At 41.3% G+C, this 23,044-nt stretch carries 19 protein-coding genes; 13 read left to right on the plus strand and 6 right to left on the minus strand.

The genetic code is table 11. The features are described from left to right. Window positions 1–45: 45 nt before the first annotated feature. Window positions 46–957 (minus strand): YafY family protein, encoded by a 912-nt coding sequence (locus tag MKY99_RS10740; RefSeq protein ID WP_339270400.1) that lies wholly within the window; start codon window positions 955–957, stop codon window positions 46–48. A 173-nt stretch (window positions 958–1,130) separates the two neighbouring features. On the opposite strand from MKY99_RS10740, the gene MKY99_RS10745 reads away from it, so the two are divergent. From MKY99_RS10745 to MKY99_RS10760, 4 genes are read left to right on the plus strand one after another with little or no spacing between them, the layout of a single operon-like run. Further along, complete coding sequence (locus tag MKY99_RS10745) at window positions 1,131–1,757, plus strand: TetR/AcrR family transcriptional regulator (protein WP_339270402.1); 627 nt, start codon at window positions 1,131–1,133, stop codon at window positions 1,755–1,757. Window position 1,758: 1 nt separating this feature from the next. Continuing rightward, window positions 1,759–2,613, plus strand: coding sequence for an ABC transporter ATP-binding protein (locus MKY99_RS10750; protein ID WP_042187029.1), 855 nt, complete (start codon window positions 1,759–1,761; stop codon window positions 2,611–2,613). Further along, on the plus strand, window positions 2,610–3,323 hold the full coding sequence (locus MKY99_RS10755) for a hypothetical protein (protein ID WP_042187031.1): 714 nt from the start codon (window positions 2,610–2,612) through the stop codon (window positions 3,321–3,323). Before MKY99_RS10750 ends, MKY99_RS10755 begins: the two co-directional genes overlap by 4 nt. Next, on the plus strand, window positions 3,320–4,045 hold the full coding sequence (locus tag MKY99_RS10760; protein WP_339270404.1) for a hypothetical protein: 726 nt from the start codon (window positions 3,320–3,322) through the stop codon (window positions 4,043–4,045). The genes MKY99_RS10755 and MKY99_RS10760 overlap by 4 nt, the downstream gene beginning before the upstream one ends. On the opposite strand, the gene MKY99_RS10765 is transcribed toward MKY99_RS10760, so the two are convergent. The 3 genes from MKY99_RS10765 to MKY99_RS10775 form a co-directional block, all read right to left on the minus strand. Beyond that, window positions 4,046–5,701 (minus strand): AraC family transcriptional regulator, encoded by a 1,656-nt coding sequence (locus tag MKY99_RS10765; RefSeq protein ID WP_339270406.1) that lies wholly within the window; start codon window positions 5,699–5,701, stop codon window positions 4,046–4,048. A gap of 140 nt (window positions 5,702–5,841) precedes the next feature. After that, entirely contained in the window at window positions 5,842–6,867 is a 1,026-nt protein-coding gene (locus MKY99_RS10770; RefSeq protein ID WP_339270408.1) for an ABC transporter substrate-binding protein, read from the minus strand. Between the two features lie 208 nt (window positions 6,868–7,075). Beyond that, window positions 7,076–8,536, minus strand: coding sequence for an alpha-L-fucosidase (locus MKY99_RS10775; RefSeq protein ID WP_339270410.1), 1,461 nt, complete (start codon window positions 8,534–8,536; stop codon window positions 7,076–7,078). A 122-nt stretch (window positions 8,537–8,658) separates the two neighbouring features. Between MKY99_RS10775 and MKY99_RS10780 the strand changes: the two genes are divergently transcribed. Then, on the plus strand, window positions 8,659–9,489 hold the full coding sequence (locus MKY99_RS10780) for an AraC family transcriptional regulator (protein ID WP_339270412.1): 831 nt from the start codon (window positions 8,659–8,661) through the stop codon (window positions 9,487–9,489). 63 nt (window positions 9,490–9,552) lie between these two features. Here the strand turns inward: MKY99_RS10780 and MKY99_RS10785 are convergent, their stop codons facing one another. Next, the gene (locus MKY99_RS10785) at window positions 9,553–12,666 is read right to left on the minus strand and encodes a glycoside hydrolase family 2 TIM barrel-domain containing protein (protein WP_339270414.1); all 3,114 of its coding nucleotides are present in this window, start codon (window positions 12,664–12,666) and stop codon (window positions 9,553–9,555) included. 116 nt (window positions 12,667–12,782) lie between these two features. Between MKY99_RS10785 and MKY99_RS10790 the strand changes: the two genes are divergently transcribed. The 3 genes from MKY99_RS10790 (at window position 12,783) to MKY99_RS10800 (ending at window position 17,296) form a co-directional block, all read left to right on the plus strand. Next, window positions 12,783–13,604 (plus strand): AraC family transcriptional regulator, encoded by an 822-nt coding sequence (locus MKY99_RS10790; protein ID WP_339270416.1) that lies wholly within the window; start codon window positions 12,783–12,785, stop codon window positions 13,602–13,604. Between the two features lie 207 nt (window positions 13,605–13,811). Then, window positions 13,812–14,717 (plus strand): hypothetical protein, encoded by a 906-nt coding sequence (locus MKY99_RS10795; RefSeq protein WP_042187039.1) that lies wholly within the window; start codon window positions 13,812–13,814, stop codon window positions 14,715–14,717. A 197-nt stretch (window positions 14,718–14,914) separates the two neighbouring features. Then, entirely contained in the window at window positions 14,915–17,296 is a 2,382-nt protein-coding gene (locus MKY99_RS10800; RefSeq protein ID WP_339270418.1) for an alpha-L-arabinofuranosidase C-terminal domain-containing protein, read from the plus strand. Window positions 17,297–17,327: 31 nt separating this feature from the next. Here MKY99_RS10800 and MKY99_RS10805 read toward each other — a convergent pair whose 3' ends face one another. Then, entirely contained in the window at window positions 17,328–17,579 is a 252-nt protein-coding gene (locus MKY99_RS10805) for a hypothetical protein (protein WP_339270420.1), read from the minus strand. A 129-nt stretch (window positions 17,580–17,708) separates the two neighbouring features. On the opposite strand from MKY99_RS10805, the gene MKY99_RS10810 reads away from it, so the two are divergent. The 5 genes from MKY99_RS10810 to MKY99_RS10830 all read left to right on the plus strand — a co-directional run bounded on the left by MKY99_RS10810 (window position 17,709) and on the right by MKY99_RS10830 (window position 23,013). Next, window positions 17,709–17,996, plus strand: coding sequence for an ArsR family transcriptional regulator (locus tag MKY99_RS10810; RefSeq protein ID WP_081382732.1), 288 nt, complete (start codon window positions 17,709–17,711; stop codon window positions 17,994–17,996). A 128-nt stretch (window positions 17,997–18,124) separates the two neighbouring features. Continuing rightward, entirely contained in the window at window positions 18,125–19,135 is a 1,011-nt protein-coding gene (locus tag MKY99_RS10815) for a LacI family DNA-binding transcriptional regulator (protein ID WP_042187045.1), read from the plus strand. Between the two features lie 276 nt (window positions 19,136–19,411). After that, entirely contained in the window at window positions 19,412–20,353 is a 942-nt protein-coding gene (locus tag MKY99_RS10820) for an ABC transporter permease subunit (RefSeq protein ID WP_042193674.1), read from the plus strand. 14 nt (window positions 20,354–20,367) lie between these two features. Next, window positions 20,368–21,255, plus strand: coding sequence for a carbohydrate ABC transporter permease (locus MKY99_RS10825; protein ID WP_042187049.1), 888 nt, complete (start codon window positions 20,368–20,370; stop codon window positions 21,253–21,255). A 120-nt stretch (window positions 21,256–21,375) separates the two neighbouring features. Next, window positions 21,376–23,013 (plus strand): sugar ABC transporter substrate-binding protein, encoded by a 1,638-nt coding sequence (locus MKY99_RS10830; RefSeq protein ID WP_339270422.1) that lies wholly within the window; start codon window positions 21,376–21,378, stop codon window positions 23,011–23,013. Window positions 23,014–23,044: the final 31 nt, after the last annotated feature.

Raw genomic sequence — 23,044 nt, forward strand, 5'->3', positions numbered from 1 at the left:
TTGTAGCTGTTGTTAATATAAAAGAAGAAGTATGACAGCAGACTGTCATACTTCTTCATAAAGATTTAGGGTATTTTGCAGCTGCTTTTTTAAGATACCTCGCAGTGCAAGAGGCTCGAGGACTTCAGCGCCGCTGCCGAAACTTAGCAGAATTGACCATAGCCAGCGGGCTTCCAATGGTTTATACACAGGAATTCGCATCGTCATGCTCTCATCAGTATGAAATTCCTTATCCACCTGGTGAAATTGGTCCAGCGCTTCTGCCAAAGCCTCAGGTCCCACCCGGATAACGACTTCCTCAACCTGATCGGCCCTGTTTGAACAACCGGCCTCTATGGGTACCTCATGTTGGGAATGAAAGGTATTCTGTGTCAGAAGCAAATTCATCATCCGGGATAGCCGGAACTCTCGATAATCCTGTCGTTCCTGGCAATAACCATAGATATACCAGTTGCTATATTTAAAATGAAGCTTTACTGGTTCCATATTACGGGTTGTGCGTTCGTTTTTTACATTGATGTAATCAAAACGGACAATATTTCGTTCCGTAATAGCCGTACGTAAAAGAGAAAGTGCATCGGGATCCATACGACGAGTTTCAAAATCCACCGCTAGACTAGAAGTCTGTTGTTCTGTTCCAATCGTTTGCAGCCGTTCAATGGTTCCTTGCGCTTGTTCGTCTTCAAAAACGGAAGAGAGACTGTTCAGCACGGTAATCAAAGAAGTGACATCATAAGAACGGAGCAGGCTTTTATCCATTTTATATCCGTCCATGATGCCATATCCGCCTTTAGTTCCCTGATACGATACGACCGGGATGCCTGCGGCACAAATGACATCGATATCCCTATAGATAGTTCTCTGGGAAACCTGAAACTCTTCAGCCAGCTTGGAGGCAGATAAAACTTCGTGGTTCAACAGCTTGTAGATCATGGAAATCAAACGTTCCAACTTCATTTATGTATTCCCACCCATTAGTCCATTTCGTGTTACTGCATGATTATAGCATAGATTTTTCAAGCTAATTTGGCGCTTACAGAGAAAAAAAGATTGACAAAATATGGTTGGTGGGTTAACTTGTGAATATAAAATAAAATTATTCATAAAACCATAAAAGCGAGTTGAGATGTATGCCTAAGAAATTCACAGAACAAGAAAGAGAATGGATTAAACATAAATTGTTGACAGAAGGTCGCCGCTGTTTTGAAGTACATGGCATTAAAAAAACTAGTGTTGAAGAATTAACAAAAGCTGCCGGGATTGCGCAAGGTTCGTTTTACATGTTCTTTGGATCGAAAGAGGAATTGTTCTATCACATATTGCTTAAAGAGGAACAACGAATTCGTAGTACAATGTTCGATTCATTTAGCGTAGGCGTGCCTGTAAACAAGGAAGAAATCAGATTATTTTTACTGAAATCTTTCCGCATGATGGAAGAGAGTCCGATCGTCCGCCAGATGTTCGTAAGAAGCGAAATGGAGCAGCTATTAAGAAAGTTACCTAATGAGTTGTTGGAACAAAATTTTACAGAGGATAAAGACTTTTTTATTCCTTTCATTCAATCATGGCAAGCCGAAGGTATCATGGTTGGGATTGACCCGGGATTAATCGTAAGCATGATTCGCTCTGTAGTCCTCCTGTCTTTGCATAAGGAAGAGATCGGTGATGAACGCTATCAGGCAACTATAGAGCTTTTGATAGGGGTTCTGGCTGAGGGGATGACTTCTTTGAAAGATAATATGACTGGGGGAGTTTGAAATGATCGAAGTGAAGGAGCTTCATTTTACCTACCCAAAAATAAAAGAGCCAACCCTTAGTGGACTTAACTTTTCCATACCTCAAGGAGAAGTGTTTGGTTTTCTCGGTCCTTCGGGAGCGGGTAAAAGCACAACTCAAAAGATACTAATTGGAGTCTTAAAAAATTATCTCGGCAGCGTTAACGTAATGGGCAAGGAAATAAGAAATACCGGACCGGAGTATTTTGAGCGAATAGGGGTAGCTTTTGAGTTTCCAAATTTCTATTCGAAGTTTACTGCGCTGGAAAATTTGCAGCTATTTCGCTCTCTGTATTCAGGGAGAACAGCGGAACCGAGGTTTCTCCTGGAGCAAGTAAATCTCACTGAAGCTGCAAATTTGAAGGTCTCCCAGTTATCGAAGGGGATGAAGATGCGGCTGAATTTCTGTAGAGCACTCTTAAATAACCCGCAAATTCTATTTCTGGATGAACCCACTTCCGGGCTCGATCCCGTTAATGCGAAACGAATGAAGGATTTAATCCTGGAAAAAAAGGCAAATGGGACAACTGTAATTATTACAACACATAATATGCAAGCCGCTGAGGAGCTCTGCGACAGGGTTGCTTTTATTGTAGATGGTCAGATTAAGTTGATTGATTCTCCTCGGGAGCTTAAGCTTCTAAATGGAAAAAAACGAGTGCGGCTGGAATACCGCCATCATAATGAAGTTAGAAATGAGGAATTCTCACTTGATGATATAGGGGAGAATGAATATTTCTTAAAGCTTGTTCGTGAACATCCAATAGAAACCATTCATTCGCAGGAGGCGTCTTTGGAACAAATATTTATTGACGTAACTGGGAGGCAGTTAACATGAGATTCAGATCTGCGTTTGCCTTTGACATCCGGTTTCAATGGCGGCATGGGTTTTATTGGATCTACGTCATTATCTGTGCGTTTTATTTGGTATTGCTGCATCTTATTCCTGATCATTATCGAGAACAAACGATGTTGTTATTGACCTTTAGCGATCCGAGTGCTTTAGGGCTTATTCTCGCAGGGGGGATTGTGCTGCTGGAAAGAGACCAGGGCATCCATGATCCTTTATTTGTTACTCCGATTCGTGTAAGAGAATATTTACTTTCAAAAGCAGGCTCATTATCTGTACTCTCCCTGTTAGCCGCTTGGGTTATTCATGTAGTAGCAAGCGGGATTCCGCAATCCCCGTTTGGCTTTTCTACTGGAATCATTCTAACGTCAAGCTTTATGACGCTATTGTCGATTGGAGTTGTGGCTCGTTGCCAGACAATTAATGGTTTCATTCTACTATCACAAGTATTCGCATTGCCTTTTATACTTCCATTGCTTGGTTATTTTAAGGTGTGGAACTCCAAACTTTTTTTATGGCTTCCTACGGAAGGAACACTTCGCTTGTTGAGTTCGGGAACCTCGGCTATGTCATTTGGCAATTACATCTACTCCATATCGATATTACTGCTATGGAATGTTGTGATATACGTATGGGCAAAAATGTCCTTCGAAAATCATGTAATGATGCGCATAGGTAAGGGAGGAGCAAGAAAATGAAGAAGTATCGTATGCTTTTTATAAGCGATATCCGGCATACTGGTTTGGACCCAGTGCTTATGGTCGGCATCTTTGCTCCTTTAGCACTTCTAGTCGTCTCAAGATTTGGATTTCCAATGATAGCCGATTGGCTTACGAACGGTTATGCTTTCGATTTATATAAATATAGTAGCTTTGCTGCGATTTTCTTAGTCATGACCTTTCCAATGCTAACCGGTATGATGACAGGTCTTTTAATGCTTGATGAAAGAGATGAGAATGTCATCTCTTATTACGCGGTTACACCATTAATGCGCAGAGGGTACATGGTGTATCGTCTAGTTCTTCCATCTCTACTCTGTACATTTCTTTCATCGCTATTTTTTATAGTCTCCGGCTTATCTAGCTTCCAATTAGAGCATATATACATCCTTATACTACTAGCATTTGAAGCCCCTTGTTTTGCATTATTCCTAGCTTCTTTCGCTGCAAATAAGGTAGAAGGATTAGCTTTATCAAAGATCGGTGGTCTGTTTATAGCAGGACCAATCGTAGCTTATTTTGTTCCATCACCATGGCAATTTATCGGGGCGTGGATTCCTACCTATTGGCCTGCTAAGTTATTTTTTGTTATAGAAGCTTCTAGTGGTTTTATTGTGTTTGCATACTTTATGGTGGAACTCCTATTTCATTTGAGTCTTCTGAGCATCATGGTCAGGATTTTTATTAAAAGAGCTGATTGATTAGCCTCCTCCAAGCAGCTTAGGCAACAGCGTTAGAAGCTTTTCACGTGTTAAAGCATCTCCATAGTTCCATTTGCTTCCGTCAAGCAGATAAGCTTGCCCCTTACGTACAGCGGGTATATTCTTCCATAGTGAGCTGTCTAGTAGTTTCTCCATAGCAACTCGCGAGTCTTGACGTTCCGGAATAAGCATAAAGATATGATCTCCGGCGTAGAAAGGCAGCCTTGCTGGATCGACTTCTGCAAATCCTAACTCTCCATCGAGAATCGCTTTGATCTCATCTGTGGGCTGTAAACCGTTAGGGGCATAGAGAGCAGTAGACAAACCGGACATTCCCATAGCATATAGATGATTTCCATGGTCATAAATCAATGCAGAAGCTGTTTCTCCAGGTCGAAGAGTATTCATATAAAGCTGCTGCCACATGGCAGCATTTTTTGCTGCGAATGAATCCAGCCATGCTTCTGCTTCATGCTGCTTACCCAACCAGCTTCCAAGTGTCCGCATACGGTGTTCAAGTGGAGCAAATGAATCAAAGGTAAGTGTCGGGGCGATGTCGACGACTGCTCGATAGGCCTTATCATCTGAATTAGCTATAATAATTAGGTCAGGATGTAATGAAGCGGTAAGCTTCGGATCCAGAGGAAAGCCAACGTTAGAGAGCTTCTTAAGTCGATGTTTATAGACTCTGTTCCATGCAAAGACCTCACCTCCTCCGATAGGCTTTATACCTAATGCGAGAAGATCGCCAAGCGTCTCACCATGGTAGACAATGCGCTTGGGACGCTCCGGAATATCCACCACATGGCCAGTCCAGTCTTCCACAGTAAGCTTCCGACCTTGCTGATGCGCATATTGTCCGGGTGTAATTCCAGTTTTTTGACGAAACCGGCGACTAAAATAATATTCATCGGAGAAGCCAACCAGACGAGCAATCTCACGCAGCGGTTCAGAGGATTCCAGAAGGAAACGCTTCGAATGGTTAATGCGCAGTTCGGTCAGGTAATCGAGCGGTCTTTTTCCGGTAAGCTTTTGAAAGATCGGAGTATATTGCCACAATGTTATCCCTGCGAGCTCAGCCAGTTGCTTCACGGTGATACTCTCCGTATAGTGATCTTGCATATATTGGATGGTCTTTTCCACGGAATCCGCGGGACTTGGCACCTGCTCGGAAGGATAATTATGCTCAAAGAGTAAGAGCAGCAATTCTTGGAATTTTAATTGCCGCTTAAAAAAATGCACATCATCGGCATTTTTTTTGCTCATAAGCAGATCTTCAGCAAGGCGGATTACCCTAGTGAACGGGTGGACAATTAGCTCCTGCCTACCTGGAAGGAGTTCCTCTGAATAATATTCGGGAAACTCGGCGTTATTAATTGCTGTAAAAGTGATGAGATAATAATAAAGAGTCGTCTCTTGATTGTCCGTGCTATAGGAAGTTCCAGGAGATAGGAGATAACATGTATCTGTAGTCAGTGTTATGGTTTGATCGCTAAGGATCAGCTGTCCACTACCGCCAGTGAATACTAGAAGTCTATAAAAGTGAGCTGAAAGAGCCTTAGCGCAAGAGCCTGCCGGTTGAATATGTAGTTCCGCATCAGTCAGCTGAAACAGCAACGAGCGGAGCGGTGCAGCGACGGGTAATGTTTGCAGCAAGAGGAAGCCTCCGTTCATTTAGTGAGAATCATTATCAATTAATTCATTGTATATAAAATAAAGAAGCATATCAACAGCTGTTGACATGCTTCTTGCAGTTTTCTGTCAGCTAAGTGCCAAACGCTTCATGAAGGTGAAAATTATTTCATATTCAAAAGCTGTGGGAGTTCACCGAGCAGCCATTCTCTTGTTGTTGCATCACTTGAAGTCTTCATAATATCTTGAGTATAGACATATCCGTTCTTGACGGCAGGGAGACCTTTCCAGATCGGACTCTTTAATAGAGTAGCTGTGGATTGCTTGGCTTCATCGGCCACAGGAGTTAGAATGAAAATCCGATCTCCGGCATATTCTTTAAGCACTTCCATGGATACTTCCTGGAATCCCATACCTTCATCAAGGACCTTCTGAATTGCTGGGGTTGGCTTGAAGCCATTCTCTCCATAAAGGACTTGCGAAAGTCCGGTCGTCGCCATAACAAATAGTCTGTCACCAGGATAATAAGTAAAGACCGAAGCTGTTTCTCCTTCTTTTATGCCCGCTGCCTTTAATTGTTCCCACATGGCATCTTCACTCGTTTTATACTTAGCCAGCCATGCCTCTGCTTCGGTCGTTTTCCCAAGAATTCCACCAATATCAAGCATCCGTTCATTTAGTGGGGCAAATGTATCAAATATTATCGTGGGTGCGATTTTGGACAGCTGCTCGAAATCAGCTTCATCAGTTCCTGCATAGATAATCAAATCAGGCTGAAGTTCCAGCGTCTTTTCCAGATTGATAGGGAACCCTACATCTTCGACACCTTGTAGCTGATCTTCAAAAACCTGACCCTCACCCATGGAAAGTGGATATCCTACCGCTTGCACACCAAGTGCGAGTAGATCACCATAGGTTTCTCCTGAATAAATCACGCGCTTCGGGTTAACAGGTATTTCTACGGTATGGCCTATGTAATCCGTGTAGGAGCGAGTAGTTGCCGCAGTTTCATTAGTGCCCTTGTCGGATGTTTCTGGAGAAGGTACAGTGGTAGCTGAAGTATTATTTCCGGCTGCGTTCGACGCATTGTTCTTGGCTGGTTGTTCTCCTGAGTTTCCGCAGGCGAGTAGTAATGTGGTCATCAGAAAGAGTACACATAATACGGTGAACGGTTGTCTTACCTTATTCATATAATATTGCCTCCCTAAAATATGTAGCGATCACCAATAATGATAATCATTCTCGACGAAAACTATCATAAATTAAAGTTTCCTTTTACTCAATGGACAAAACACATTAAGGCTATTTGATTTGTACAAGCCTATTGTTCTGACGTGGTTCAAAAAAGTCCTAATGTAGAGTAACTACATTAGGACTGATGAGAAAACTATTTTTATCTTAATCTAACTCAATCCGTAAAACAACCGGAGCCTCACTGTGGACAGTGGACGTATAAATGGTTAATGCCTCATCTGTTCTTTCCCAAGTAGGCCGTTCATCAAATCCTAAGATATGGATATCTTTTATTATCCCATGGAAGTGGGTGGACTTTTCTTTAAGAGATTGGATATGAACGATCCCATTCTCTGGATATACAAGAACGGTTGCATAAAGACAACTTCCTTTAACTGTAAAACGGATATCTTCACTAGTGAAAGTCTTTGTGGTTCCATCCGTAAACTGCCCTTCGAGGATCTTAGTAGGACCTTCACCGAAGGTGCGCCAGTAGGTTGTATCATAGATCGCTTCACCATTTATTTTTAGCCAATCTCCAATGGCAAGAAGAATCTCCCGATCCTGAGCGGGGATGCTTCCGTCTGCTTTAGGTCCTATATTGAGTAGGAGATTGCCGTTTTTACTTACGATATCTACTAAATCTCTGATGATCTCCATGGCAGACTTATAATCATTATCCGCTGTATAACACCATGAATTTTTGGCTACAGCTGTATCCGTCTGCCAGAAATAAGGCTTAAGCTCGGAGAAAAGTCCTCTTTCAATATCTGGTACCGCTGAGCCGAACATAAATGCATCATGCTTATAATTAATTGCAACCGGAGTCCCCCATTCATCTCCCTTATTGTAATAATAAGCGGCGAACTTTTTAAGATAGGGTTTGAAGGCAGCTGTATGAATCCACCAATCAAAGTAAAAGACCTTCGGCTTATAATTGTCCACCAGCTCACAGCAGCGAATTAACCAATCCTCCAGAAATTCTTTATTCGGCGGAGAGCCGAATAAATCCTGATGATCGGGTTCCGTCATAGATGGCCAATAGAAATCTCCGCATACAAGCGGTTCTTGAATATCGGAATCAAATTCCTTGCCATGAGACAGGAAGAACCAGTGTTCAGCTCTATGGGAAGATACACAAAACTCTAATCCCTGATGCTCAAAAGCGTCTTTCATTTCCCCAACTAAATCCCGCTGGGGACCCATCTCATATGTGTTATAGTGGGAGTAAGCGCTCTTATACATTTGAAAGCCGTCATGGTGCTCTGCTACAGGCATCACGTATTTGGCACCAGATAATTTGAAGAGATTAGCCCATTCCTCAGCGTTGAACTGCTCAGTCTTGAACAAGGGGATGAAATCTTTATAGCCAAAATCTTTATGTTCACCATAAGTAGCAATGTGATGCTCATATTCGCTTGATCCCTGTATATACATGTTTCGGGAATACCATTCACTAGCGAAGGCCGGAATCGAATAAAGACCCCAATGAATGAAAATGCCAAACTTGGCTTTCTCATACCACGTCGGTACTTGAAATTGACTTAGTGAATCCCAATCGTCTTTGAATCTTCCATTTGAAATGGTATCGTCGATCACTTTTAAATACTTGCTTTTATCCATCATGTTGTGCTCATCCTTTCAAACGCTTATTTCTTACCTTCATTGTAGTGATTAGATGTAGGAAACAAAATGTAGGACATTAACTTTTAGATGTACAAAACTAACCTGATAAGGCGGAGTAAGGGATGGATAACCATGTTTTGCTTACAAATTATTTATCCAATTTAAAGGTTGATTTATTTATGGCTGATTACAATCTTTGTGGCCGTGACTGGAGAGATCTCGACTATACACCAGACTATAGTAAATTTTATTTTATTTGCGATGGGGAGGGGTGGTTAAAGATTGGAGATCGGGAATATTATCCGAAGCCTGGTCAGCTTTTTTTAATGCCTGAGGGAGCTAATCAATCTTATTCTTGCATAAGTGATCAACCCTTTGAGAAGTATTGGTGCCATTTCAGCGCAAAAGTCGGAGATATAAATCTATTCAATATGATAGAGTTAAGTCATGTATGCAGAGAAGTAGATCCTCATGTAATCCAAGAGATATTCAGTAGTCTAACGAGTCATATGAAATCTGATGCGGTGTATGCTCATTTGTTAGCGAAAAGTAAGTTAATGGAGTTATTTTCATATTTTATTATGAACATAGATGTAGACGAAATCACCTTTAAGAATCCAAGCTCGATCGAAAAATTAACGAAAGTATTAACTTACATAGACGCTCATATCGAGCGTAATATCACCATACATGAGCTTGCAGAGATTGCGTACATGCATCCCAACTATTTTATCCGGCTATTTAAACAGCAAATCGGAGTTCCACCCATTCAGTATATAACCAGAAAAAAGATAACTAAGGCCAAGGAGCTATTGAGGAGCACGCAACGTTCTGTCGGTGAGATTGCCCATGATCTCGGTTTTAGTGATCTTTATTATTTCTCCAAACAGTTCAAAAAAAATGTTGGACTGAGTCCTTCGGAATTCAGACAAGGAACAGTAGTGCTGAAATAAATAGAACAAGGCCGTCTTGTTTGGTAGAAACCAACCAGAGACGGCCTTTTTTAATAGATGAAATTAGAGAAGAGAAAGGGTGAAACGGAATGCATATGGGCGATTAGCCGGTAGAGTGAACTCTTCGTGGGTTGGTGCACCCCAGCTATCGTCACCCCCAACTCCCATTTGCTTGTAGTTGACTCTCAGTACGCTTTTGTTCGAGACTGGCAATTTATATACGTGATCATGTGCTTCCAATTCCTCGGGTTTCCAAGGCAGAGCATTAATCTCCATAGGGATTGCACTATCAAAATAAAGTCCTGATCCGTCGTTGCCATCTGTAATCGAAGCAAATCTGACATCCGTCTTATTGCCGCACTCCTGCGGTCTAAGATAAGGGGTGAACTGGTCACTGACTTTGCCCGTATAGCGGCCAAGTGGTGCTCCGGTCTGTCTGTCCCAATAATTCTCATGGGGTCCGCGGCCGTACCATGAAAGGGTATCGAGTCTTCCAGCAAGCACGAACATCATTCCGAACTCAGGAATTTCTGGCAGATCGCTACTACCCGGATTCAGTTCTTGCAGGATCTCTAAAGATCCGTCAGGGCGAATCTCATACTGAACAAGAAGGGTGGAATACGGATTCGTTGGCAGAAGGTAAGTGGTGGAAACGAAACAGAGATTTCCTTCAGTTCTATATACCATGCTCAACAGATTCCGCTCATTAGAAGCCTGCTTCCACACTGCACAGCGCTTTGGCAATCCATTGCCAAGATCATTATCCGTGACCGCTCTCCAGAAGTTAGGTCTTACGGGCTCAAGCAGATGTTCTTTACCGGCAGCATGGTATGAGTTTAGCTCACCAGTTGTTGTATTAAAGTTTAGAGTGAAATTCCCACCCTGTACGGTCAATGCACCTTCATGTTCCTGCACATGTAACGTTCCATCTGTTGTCTTTTGAACCTTTGTCACGATACGCGGGGACAGAATGAACTGTTCCCAAGCGATTTCGTGGTCAGCATCAGCCCAAGAAGTTTCTGAACGCTGAATAAAGGAGAGATTCAGAATAGCTTCATGATCACCTCTATGTGAAATCAGTTCATAAGGGATAGTGCATTCAACGATTTCTCCTGGTGCAGCAGAGATTTGCAGCAAACCTTCTTGCGCAGTTACTCCGTCTAAAGCAACTTCCCATTTAAGTTCGTATTGTTCAATGTCGGTAAATAAAAAGTTATTACGAATCTGAAAGAGACCTTCACGGATATTTAAAGCAGTTACTTTAATATTTTGATAGCATTTTTTGACCTCAAATAGCTTTGGAGTAACCGAACGATCGGCAAAAAGTAATCCGTTTCCGCTAAAGTTTCCATCATGTGGCGACTCACCAAAGTCACCTCCATATGCTAAATATGAGACACCTTCGGATGTTTTGGTTCGGATAGCCTGATCCACCCAATCCCAAATAAATGCACCTTGAAATACATCGTACTTGTCAAACATATCGGTGTATAGGTGTAGTCCACCGCAAGAATTCCCCATAGCATGGCTATATTCGCAGATGATGTAAGGCTTCTGAGGATGACTTAGCGCATATTTTTCAACATCGTGCGGTTTAGCATACATAGTCGACTCTATATCACTAGCTGCTTCTGACTCTCTGCAATGGAAGATTCCTTCATAATGAACAGGTCGTGTCGGGTCAGCTTCTCTGAGATAGTCATGCATGGCGATAAAATTATCACCACCGTAGGACTCATTTCCCAGTGACCAGATGATAACCGAAGGATGGTTCTTGTCTCTTTGCATCATGGAGTTGCAACGGTCAATCACATTGGCCCGCCATTCTGGTTTGCTAGCAGGTACATTTCCCTCATGTATACCTTGTTGCCCATACTGCCAAGTACCGTGTGTTTCCAGATTGGTTTCATCGATAACGTAAAGTCCATATTCATCACAAAGCTCATACCAAACAGACTGATTCGGGTAGTGAGAGGTCCGAACCGCATTAATATTATGTGTTTTCATCAGTTTGATATCTCGGATCATGTCGTCTTTGGATAGCGCACGTCCTGTGTCACAAGAGAACTCGTGCCGGTTAACGCCTTTAAGTACAATTCTTTTGCCGTTGATCTTCATAAGTCCGTCTTTGATCTCAAAGGTACGGAATCCGACCTTACAGCTGACCGTTTCAGTAGTGTTTCCTTTATCGTCAATCATGGAGAGAACCAATGTATACAGATACGGTGTCTCAGCACTCCACTTATAAGGGTCTTCTACATGTTCAGAAAGCTTGAAATGCTGAACACCCTCTTGATCAAAGGAAGTAAACGTAGATACTGGAGCCTCCCATACAGGCTGATCCTCTTTATTGTATAGCTGCATTTGGAGTGTATAAGGGTTTAGTTTCTCGTTAAAATAATTCTCTACTTTGATGTCTACGTTTAAATCCGCATGTACGAAAGCTTCATCTAGCTCGGTTTTAACGAAAAAATCAGCAACATGAACAGAAGGGGCCGTGTACAGATAGACCTCCCGAAAAATACCGCTAAGCCTCCAAAAATCTTGATCCTCCAGCCAACTGGCATCACACCAACGATAGACCTCGACAGCTAGTTTATTATCACCAGCAATTAAATAAGGGGTAATATCGAACTCGGAAGGTGTAAAGGTGTCTTCACAGTAACCGACCCGTTCTCCGTTTACCCATACATAGAAAGCGGATTCAACCCCCTGAAAGCTAAGGTATACAGGTTGACCGTTCCAAGATTCAGGTACAGTAAAGGTTCGAATGTACGAGCCTACGGGATTATATTTTGTCGGAGCAAAGGGTGGCTTGAGATCAGGTTCAGATTCCGCCCAAGGATATCGGACATTCGTATATTGCGGGTAATCATACCCATGGAATTGCCAGTGAGAAGGTACAGGAATCGTAGCCCAATTGCTGCAATCGAAATCAGCTTTATAGAAATCCACGACCCGTAGATCCGGTGTTTCGGAAAAAGAGAACTTCCAAATACCATTAAGCGTTTTGTAGTATGGCGAGGTTTCTTTATCTCCCACCAGGGCTTGCGTTAGATTGCTATAAGGGATCATGGAAGCATGTGCATCCAAGCGATTTAGTTCGAAGATTTCCGGATTATTATTCCATTCTGGATAACCGTTTGCAGGAGGCTGGTAAACAAATTTTGCTCGCATGAGTAAATCTCCTTTATAATAGTGATGTTATTATATTCATATTATAAATTGGAGTAATGGTAAGAGATATAAAAGATTTTTCATCCAATATAACAAAATATGAAACGAGTGATCAGATGGAGAGTAAAATAATCTTTTGCCAAACGGAAGATACGAATATGCTGCCGCTGTATGCTACAACCATTGGATTTTGGCAGCATCAGGCAGAAACCTTACGTCCTACCGGATTTCCGGATTACCAAATACATCAGATTCACGAAGGCAAAGGCGAACTTGTCATTCAGGAGAAACGATATATTGTGGGTTCAGGGGATGTATTCTTTTTGTTCCCGAATATTACGCATTCGTATGCGCCAATCAGTAGTAAGTGGAAGCTGTCATGGATTTCGTTTAATGGTAGAGAGGCCGGTCAAATGCTGCTGTACGCAGGAATCCGCGAATCAGGCCCTGCAAGGTTGAAGGAGGATAAGTGGCTAAATCCTTTAAAAGAAATGCTCAACTTGTCAGATAGTAATGAACTGGAAACGAATCTGGAACGATCCAAACAACTATACGCGCTGCTGCTGGATTTAAAAAGCAACCTAGTTTCTCCTCTAAACGAGGCTCTTGAATTGGAGCGAATTAAACCGGTGTTGCGACATATAGAAAGGAATCTTCATAGGACCCTCCCATTAAAGGAACTTGCGGAGGTTATTGCAGTGTCGCCACAGTATTTATGCAGGCTTTTTCAAAAAACAATTCATGATCGACCTGTAACCTATATCAACAAGCAACGTATAAACTTGAGTAAACAGCTAATGTTCAATGAACGAGATAAAAAAATGTATGAAATTGCTCAGTTAGTGGGCTTCGAGAATGCCAGCTACTTTTGTCTAGTGTTTAAGCGGTTGACTGGAATGAGTCCAGAGCAATTTAAACAGCTGCATGGTTTGGACTAGTGTAATAGAGAATGCCTCTAAGCCCTATGATAAACGCTTACTTGTTAGCGTCTAGCACTCCATGATATAGTTTAATTGAGTTCATATGTTGTTTATTTCACGAATTCGCTCATTCTCTTGCATAATTAGTATGTTCACCTGAAATCAATACATAGAACCAAATTTTCGATAAGATATCTAGTTAAGCATCAGGAAGGAGTCATCAATTTGAATGAGAAGTTAAAAGAGGCATACGAACGTTTGGACTTGCCTGTAGACATTACCCGGGAGGAACTGAATAAAAAGTTTGATTTGCATTTGAAACGCCGTAAATCAAATTCCTCAGAAACTGAGGCTGCAGCCTATGAAGAAGAATTTCTGGCTTACAAAACGATCCTAGACGGCTTAGATCAGCAGGAAATTCAGGAGGCAGAGGACAAGCGGCTAGAGAAATGGGGAGCATTTTCCGGCATAGCGCGTAAATCGGAGAATTTTTTTAGGCTATACAAAGTCCATACATTTGTATCTATCGTTGTGCTGTTAGTGCTAATCTTTGGAGGTAACGCTCTTTATAATCAATATCAAGCCAAAAAATATGAAGCTTCACTCCCGCCAGTGGATGTAACTATCATGTTTCTAGGAAACTATGAATCTCAAGATCCATCAGGTAAGGATGAAGAGCTTAAACAAGAAATCGTCAATCGTTATCCAGCTTGGAAGCGGGTAAAGACGGAAGTCGTATACCTTCCCTCAACAGGTGGAGAAGGTGGAGGCGCGTTAGACATGACTTATATCCAGCGCGCGATGGCGATGCTGGCGGCGGATCGTCCGAATATTCTTATTTTGGATGATGCTACTTTTGATTGGATCGGACAACAGCAGGGACTTAAGAATCTAGAGCCGTTTGTTAAATCAGCGGGACTTCCTTTAGATGATATTCGTTTGAAACGTATAAAAAATACGGAGAACGGTGAAGAATGGATCACAGGCGTAGATATCACAGATACGAAATTTGCTACAGACCTTCCAATTCATTCACGGAAGATGATCATTGGGGTGTTTGGAGAAGATGAAGATAAGAACAAATCAACTGATTTTGTTGAGTTCTTAGTAGGGCAAATGACTGCCAAATAAATGAGTAGGTATAAATGGACCTGTGTTATAAAGGCTGATGTTGTATGGATTCTCATACGATATCGGCTTTTTTGTTGTACATTCAAAGCATCTGAATTGACGAATGTGAAGTGAACTCACTATAATGATTTATATAGATATGAACTAAATAATATAAACATAAACTAAACTGAATTTTACAAGGGAGTGATGAAAGAATGAAGACAGAAGGAACTCTGACAATACATACACAGAAGCGTGGTGCAGCATTAGGTGATTTATTTGGAATCTTCTTTGAGGATTTAAATCATGCGGCAGATGGTGGACTTTATGCTGAGCTAGTTCAGAATCGATCCTTTGAATTTGATCCGATAGATCGGGCCGATTATCATTCGTTAATGGCTTGGGAGCATATAGAACGTGGAGATGGGAAAACCGTAATCACCGTGGAAGATAGCGAGCCCTTGAATGATCGTAATCCACATTATGTAGCCATTGATATTGTGGCTGAAGGTGACGGCGTTGGGTTGATGAATCTGGGATTCAATAGTGGTATTCCAGTAAAAGAGGGCGAGAATTATAAGTTCTCGGTATATGCTCGTCGGGAGACAAGCTTTGACGTACCCCTTATCGTATCCATTGAAAGTACAAATGGTATCATTCATGGTGAAGCGGAAATCGCTGTGAATCACTCCGAATGGACTCGATACGAAGCAGTTATTAAGTCTAAGGCTACAGATACTAGTTCACGTCTTGTAATCGCTACCAAAGGCAGCGGGAGGGTATATCTGGACATGGTTTCTCTGTTTCCGGAGAAGACCTTTATGAACAGACCTGGGGGCATGCGTGAAGATATTTCACTGTTACTCGCCGACTTAAAGCCTAAATTCATGCGGTTTCCGGGAGGTTGTCTGGTACATGACGGTTCCTTAAATCCAGATGACAGAGATTCTATGTACAGATGGAAGAATACAATAGGGGATGTGGCACAAAGGCCGGCAAGGCGGAATAACTGGTCCTACAATCAGACGCTTGGGTTAGGATACTTTGAATATTTTCAGTTCTGTGAGGATATTGGAGCTAAGCCGATTCCCGTTCTTCCGGGCGGATACGATCCGCATCATAAACGTATGGTGCCGCTGGGTCAATTAATGCCCTGGGTTGAGGATGCACTGGATTTGATCGAATTTGCCAATGGGGACATTTCATCGAAGTGGGGAAGGATACGTGCGAACCTTGGTCACCCGGAACCTTTTGGGCTAGAGTATATCGGCATCGGCAATGAAGAGGTAGGTGCACCCTTTTTCGAGAGATATCCATACTTCCATCAAGCCATTAAAGAGAAATATCCGGATATTAAGGTCATTAATTCGAGCGGTCCATTCTCTGCTGGTAAGGAATATGAACGGGGCTGGACATCGGCAAAAGAGAATAAGTCTGATCTTGTAGACGAGCATTATTACTGTACACCTGAATGGTTCCTGGCGAATCATCATCGTTATGATGACTTTAAGGGCGACGAACCGAAAGTATTCTTAGGTGAATATGCTTCATGGGGCAATACCTATTATAACGCATTAGTGGAAGCGGCTTTTATGACAGGACTTCAGAACAACGCTCATGCGGTTGGTTTGGCATGTTATGCTCCCATGCTCTGCAATGTGGATTATATCAACTGGAAGCCGGATCTAATCTGGTTTAATAATCATGAAGTGTACGGAACTGCGAACTACTATGTTCAAAAGCTATTCATGAACCATCAGGGAGATCAGCTACTGGAGATAAAAGCGAACGGCTTCACAGTACCTGAGGAACGCAAAGTTGAAGCGATCACAGGAGCGATTAGCTTGGGTGTGGATGCATCCGCTGCTCGATATTCAGAAATCACACTGGTCAACAATGTTACGGGAGAAGTGAAGACGTATTCTGAGTTGTCAGAAGAAGTATCAAACCTGCCTGATCCTGCTCAGAACGGAACGGCCAAACGAACACTAGAGCTTGGAGAGACGGAGTGGGAGAGCTATACCTTGAATTTTAAGGCTACTAGAACCGCAGGGAATAAAGGGTTTGTGTTCTATTTTGGTAAAGCAGATGATCAGAATCATTTGTATTGGGAACTAGGTGGCTGGCAGAATCAGGATTCCATTGTGGCATCAATTATTAACGGGAGAAACTCTGTGCTTACACATTCTATGTTTACAGTTGAAACAGACGTAGAATACGATCTGAAGCTAGAAGTATCAGACAGACATATTCGTACTTATATTAACGGAGAGCTGATCAATGAGACGGAGGACAAACTTCCGGTCATCGAACCGCTGTATTACACAGCAAGCATGGAGGATTCCACAGGGGATATCATTCTTAAGACAGTGAATGTACAAGAGGACAGCGTTTCTGCTGAGATTATATTAGAAGAGATGGCAAAAAAGGACTTGTCCATCGAAGTATATGAACTGTCGGGGTACCAGCTTGAGGATGAAAATAACTTCGAGAATAAAGAGCTTGTCTCTCCTAAGCAAACCAATTTTACGACGATGGGCAGCAGTTTTTTTTATGAGTTCCCTAAACAATCCGTAACGATTTTTAGAATAAAATAAAAACTAAAAACGCCCCTCTGAATCCTTAGTGTTAAAAAGGTTCAAAGGGGCGTTTATGTCCGGTTGTATAGCTGTTCACCCACAGACGATCACATTCTAGGATATTCTCGGTCATGATAGGTGCAATATCATTAATAGCTGGCCGATGCAGACCATCTTTACACGGTTCACATGTTTTAGTAATGTAATGAGACAGCAGCCACGACCAGTGTTCTTCTAGTGTGTATACATCTTCGAACTCTAATTTTCTTCTTGCTCTTTTTCTTAGCTTGAATATAATCACAGGTAGTAGCTACACTGCATCCATACTTATCTCGCTTATGTTAAATTAATGATTAATATTATTGTTAACTAAGAAATGTGATTTGTGAATACATAAAAATACTAATTCAAAGGCATAGGAGACAATAAAATGCACTTAACTACAGATACAGAATCGCTTCGAGTCTATGAAGCACTTGCAAGTGAAGTCAGGTTAAGGATTATCGAACTACTAGACCGAAAAGAGATGCATATTAAAGAACTGGCTGCCGAGCTCTATATAAGTAGTGCGATGGTTAGCACCCATGTTGCCAAGCTGCAAAAAGCAGGCCTGATTAACTCTAAAATGAGACGTGTGGATGGAGGGACATATAAGTATTGCTCACTGTCTACGAACTGCCTGCAGATTAAATTATCAGGATCTCGGGGAATCTGCTAATCAGATATTGTGAATGATACGAAATAGAGAATTAATAAAAATAAAAAAAATATATTGTAATGAAAACGTTTTTATGATATTTTAAATTTATAAAAACGTTTTTATTTGTAAAGGAAGATTGAATCGTTATGGAAAAGGTAACTATCAAAGACGTTGCTAGAGAGGCTGGAGTGTCCATTTCTACAGTTTCCAACGCACTAAATGACGTTGATGTATTAAATCCGGAGACCAAATCACATGTGCTTAAGGTCGCGAAGCAATTAAATTATGTTCCAAACCTAAATGGCAAGCTCTTAAGAAACGGAAAAACTAAAATGCTAGGTTTTTTCACGACAAGTGTAGCGGGCCCGTACTTCTATAAGCTGGTGGAGTCCATGTCTCGTGAATGTGATCGGTTAGGTTATGGTTTAAATGTATTTGTTACAAAGGATAAACAAGTAATTATGAGCAATATTCTAGGCCGACGTGTGGATGGTGTCATTATCTACGAAGAGCTGAGAATAGATGAAGAAGAAATTGCCGCAATGGTGAAAGACAAGATCAAGGCTGTGTTTCTGGATCGACCACTTAAGAATGAAACGATGGGAAGCGTAATCTTTAATTCGTTTGAATCTGCTTACGAAGCAACTAAATATTTAATCAGTCTGGGACACAAGAAAATTGCTTACATATCTGGTGTAGATGAGATGTATGACAGTGTTCAGCGGAAAGAAGGATACTTGGCCGCCTTGCGTCAATATCAGCTTCCGACGAACGAAGAGTATATTATCCAAGGATATTTTGAGGAAGAGAGCACCTATAACGCTATAAAGTCTCTAGTTCATTTAAGTCCTGAAAAAATGCCTGATGCTTTTTTAGCGGGGAATGATTTGAGTGCCATTGGATGTATTCAAGCTTTGAAATCGAATGGATATGAAGTCCCGTTGGATATAAGCGTTATGGGGTTTGACGATATTGATATCGCGCAGTACTTCTCACCGCCATTAACGACGGTAAGAAATCAAATTGCCAGACAAGGTATTCTATCTATAAATCACCTGGTTCGCATGATTCAGAAGAAGGAACAGGGCGAAATGATGAAATTGCCAGGTGAACTAATTGTACGTGGTTCTACTCAAGTGAAGATTGATCGGTACTAACGCTTTCAAGAAGGGCAACAAGATAGTACCCGATCATTTTTAAATATAAGAAAGTATAAGTTTGCACCTATACTTTATAACTTATATTTCTCGCTTAAACGCATATCGTCCTGATAAGGACACTGAAGGCGTTTATGCTTGATAATTTTATTGCTTTTAGGAGGTTTTTTTTAAAAAGAAATAAAAACGTTTTTATTGTTATGGGGATCATGATTTGGAGGGGAGAAGAAAAACGTGGATAAATTAGCCGTAGTGCCAGTGAACGGGAAGAATCCAATGAACAGTAAGAAACCTATGGGACAGAGGGTCAAAGAATTTGTGATTGATTATAAGAGGCAATGGGAGATTCAGTCCATGGTCATCCCGGGAATCATTTTTATGATTATCTTTTGTTTCATTCCTATTTACGGATTAACGATTGCTTTTAAGAGCTACACCGTAATAGACACGCTCGATTCTGCACCTTGGGTGGGGCTTGATAATTTCAGAATTATTTTATCAGACAAATATTTTTGGGATGCTGTAGTCAATACCTTGGGGATCAGCTTTCTGAAATTAGCTATAGGTTTTGTTATTCCAATTATTCTATCCGTCATGATTTATGAATTAAGCGGTGGACGCTTTAAGAAAATAGTACAAACAATCTCTTATTTACCACACTTTTTGTCCTGGATCGTTCTGGGCGGGATGTTGATTGCTTGGTTCTCTTCCTCCGGTATGTTTAATGAAATCCTGCTCAATTTGGGGATCATTTCGAAACCGGTAAATATCTTGCTTGATGCGAACAAGTATTGGTGGATTGCAACGTTATCGGATATTTGGAAAGAGGCAGGTTGGGGAACAATTTTATACTTAGCCATCATGTCCAAAATTGATCCTACTTATTATGAAGCTGCCAAAATAGATGGGGCAAGTCGTATGAGACAAATTTGGAATATTACCCTACCTAATATGAAGCCAATTATCAGTTTAAATCTGATTCTGACTGTAAGCGGTTTATTAGGATCGAATCTGGATCAAACATTGGTCTTGATGAATTCTCAGAACCGTGCCAAAGCAGAGGTAATCAATTCTTATGTGTATCGTATGGGTATGACGCAAGGTGACTTCTCTTATGCTACTGCTGTTGGTTTAGGTGTCTCCATTGTTTCTGTGATCCTACTGATTAGTGCCAACAAAGTGTCCAGCAAATTAAATGATAATCAATCAGTTCTGTAGAAGGAGGCATTTTTGTGAATCGTACGGTAGCTAAAGAAGATCTCGACAGTCGAATCTTTAACACTATAAATATTATTTTACTCTGTATCTGTACAGTAATTATCGTTGTTCCTTTATGGAATGTGGTCATATCCTCCTTAAGCTCAGGTAAGGCGCTCGCGGAAGGTGGATTTATATTCTGGTCTACTGATTTCTCCTTAGAGAATTACCGCGCAGTATTTAATGACGAGACGATAGGATTAGCCTTTCTAGTCTCTATTGCCAAAACGTTCATCGGTGTCATTACCCACGTATTCTTTTGCGCGATGATCGGTTATGGCTTGAGTAAAAAATACATACGTGGCCGCAAGCTATACGTTGCCATGGGTGTAATCACCATGTTCTTCTCAGGTGGTATGATTCCAACGTATTTATTGATTAAATCACTCGGTCTATTGAACAGCTTTTGGGTTTATATTATCCCGGCCTTGTTCAGTTATTATGACGTAGTTATTCTAATGAACTTCTTTAGAAACGTACCGGATTCACTTGAAGAGTCAGCCAAAATCGATGGTGCAGGTGACTGGCGTATATTCCTGAAGATTTTTATCCCTCTTTCCATGCCGGCTATGGCTACGATCGCGTTATTTAACGGGGTTGGGCAGTGGAATGACTTTATGACCACCAAATTATACATTACCGATCAAGCACTCTATCCGCTGCAGATGAAGCTCTATGAAATTATCGTTCAGTCGCAAACGCAATCCATGCAAAATGTCGGCGGATCTGCGATTATCGAAACTACTACTAAAGGGGTTCAACTAGCAACAATTGTCATTACAACTTTGCCGATTGTTGTGATGTATCCAATATTACAGAGGTACTTTATTTCAGGAATGATGATGGGGGCGGTGAAAGAATAGAAAGATTGGAGGGGGTTTATAGCAAACACTTATGTACGAAATGATCCATCGGAAGTGTAGCTTGTACTATCAGATCTACACTTCCGTTACTACCAAAACTTTTTTAGGGGGAAACAAGGGATGAACAAAGCATTTGGGAAAAAAGGACTCAAACTTTGTACTGCGCTTATGGCTGTTGTATTGGTATTTACGGGTTGTGGATCGAAGGGTAGTTCTGATAACTCCAGCAAAGAATTAAGTTCCATTGAAGGGCGATATACAATTGACCCAGAAACACCAGCTTGGAAGCTTGATAAAAAAGAAGAAACTACGGATCTCACTTGGTATGTAAATGCGGATTGGTGGAACACAGACTTTGGTAAGGACCTCGTTACTAAAAAGATTAAAGAGGACCTGAACATCAATATTAAATTCATTACTGGGGACGACACGAAGTTAAATACTATTTTTGCCGGTGGCGAAATGCCGGATATGCTGACTATCTTTGATTCGAACTCACCAGTGGTACAAAAAGCCGCAACTTGGGCATTGCCTTTGAATGATCTGGCGGATAAATATGATCCTTATTTCAATAAAGTAGCAGCAAAAGATACGATGAACTGGTTCCAATTAGCAGACGGTAAGACTTATGGCTATCCTAACTATTCTAATACGCAAAACGATTTTGACAGCGGTAACATTCCTGCTAAAACGGCATTTGTAATCCGTAAGGATGTTTACGAAGCGATTGGAAAACCAACCATTGGAACTCCTGAAGAATTCAAGAGTGTTATGCAGCAAATCAAAAAGCAATTCCCGGCAATGATTCCTTTTGGTTTTAACTCTATTGGCACAGGCACTGGTTCTTTGGGAGATGTTCTTCAGGATTTCATCGGCGTACCGATGGAAACCGAAAATGGTGAATTCTACAACCGTAACCTAGATGAGGATTATCTGACTTGGTTGAAAACATTAAATGAAGTCTACAGAAATGGTGACATCAGCGATGACAGCTTTGCAGATGACGGGACGGCTTTTGAAGAAAAATTGAAATCCGGTAAATATGCAACGCTGATGCTCGATGGAACACCTCAACAAAGTGGTAACCTGCAAATCTTCATGACAGAAAATCCAGACAAAGAATATATCGCTATTGATGGACCGCAAAGCACAGTTGGACATGAGCCAACGTTGAATCAGTCAGGAATTACAGGCTGGATGATTACCTATGTCACTAAAAAGGCTAAAGACCCTGCCAAAGCGATTCAGATCTACACTTATCTATTGAGTGAAGAAGGACAAAAACTTATGAACTATGGTATTGAAGGGGAAACCTATAAGGTTAACGAAGATGGTAAAATTGAATTTTTACCTGAAATCAAAGATCTTCAATTGAATAATGCCGATAAATTTAAAAAGGATTACCGGATGGGCGAATTTATGTTCTTTGGACATGACCGCGATAAAGCTCTAAGTAATGACGCATTCGCAGATTCTATTAAACAAATGCAAGAGTGGGGTAAAGGTAAGCTGAAACCACACTTTATTCTTGAAAATATCAACCCGGCTCAAGGAACGCCGGAAGCTCGTAGTCTATCTGCAATCGATACAAATTGGAACACTACGCTTGTGAGTATGATTCGTGCTAAGGATGAAGCAACATTTGATAGCACCTTGGCTGCTTACAAATCATTCTTGAAGGATAACAACTGGGATAAGATCGCAGAAATTCGCACTGAAAAAATGAAGAGCAACAAAGAAAAATTAGGTCTTAAATAAGTAAAAGGCTGGATGGGGCCCTTTACCGGGG

Source organism: Paenibacillus sp. FSL R5-0470, assembly GCF_037975205.1.
Lineage (GTDB): Bacteria > Bacillota > Bacilli > Paenibacillales > Paenibacillaceae > Paenibacillus_AQ.

Bases quoted from the DNA above. Each gene is read 5' to 3' on its own strand.
- MKY99_RS10800 (WP_339270418.1), top strand. From the start codon at position 14,915: ATGAAGACAGAAGGAACTCTGACAATACATACACAGAAGCGTGGTGCA.
- MKY99_RS10780 (WP_339270412.1), top strand. From the start codon at position 8,659: ATGGATAACCATGTTTTGCTTACAAATTATTTATCCAATTTAAAGGTT.
- MKY99_RS10755 (WP_042187031.1), top strand. From the start codon at position 2,610: ATGAGATTCAGATCTGCGTTTGCCTTTGACATCCGGTTTCAATGGCGG.
- MKY99_RS10740 (WP_339270400.1), bottom strand. From the start codon at position 957: ATGAAGTTGGAACGTTTGATTTCCATGATCTACAAGCTGTTGAACCAC.
- MKY99_RS10770 (WP_339270408.1), bottom strand. From the start codon at position 6,867: ATGAATAAGGTAAGACAACCGTTCACCGTATTATGTGTACTCTTTCTG.
- MKY99_RS10760 (WP_339270404.1), top strand. From the start codon at position 3,320: ATGAAGAAGTATCGTATGCTTTTTATAAGCGATATCCGGCATACTGGT.
- MKY99_RS10790 (WP_339270416.1), top strand. From the start codon at position 12,783: ATGGAGAGTAAAATAATCTTTTGCCAAACGGAAGATACGAATATGCTG.
- MKY99_RS10810 (WP_081382732.1), top strand. From the start codon at position 17,709: ATGCACTTAACTACAGATACAGAATCGCTTCGAGTCTATGAAGCACTT.
- MKY99_RS10815 (WP_042187045.1), top strand. From the start codon at position 18,125: ATGGAAAAGGTAACTATCAAAGACGTTGCTAGAGAGGCTGGAGTGTCC.
- MKY99_RS10745 (WP_339270402.1), top strand. From the start codon at position 1,131: ATGCCTAAGAAATTCACAGAACAAGAAAGAGAATGGATTAAACATAAA.
- MKY99_RS10830 (WP_339270422.1), top strand. From the start codon at position 21,376: ATGAACAAAGCATTTGGGAAAAAAGGACTCAAACTTTGTACTGCGCTT.
- MKY99_RS10785 (WP_339270414.1), bottom strand. From the start codon at position 12,666: ATGCGAGCAAAATTTGTTTACCAGCCTCCTGCAAACGGTTATCCAGAA.
- MKY99_RS10750 (WP_042187029.1), top strand. From the start codon at position 1,759: ATGATCGAAGTGAAGGAGCTTCATTTTACCTACCCAAAAATAAAAGAG.
- MKY99_RS10820 (WP_042193674.1), top strand. From the start codon at position 19,412: ATGAACAGTAAGAAACCTATGGGACAGAGGGTCAAAGAATTTGTGATT.
- MKY99_RS10775 (WP_339270410.1), bottom strand. From the start codon at position 8,536: ATGATGGATAAAAGCAAGTATTTAAAAGTGATCGACGATACCATTTCA.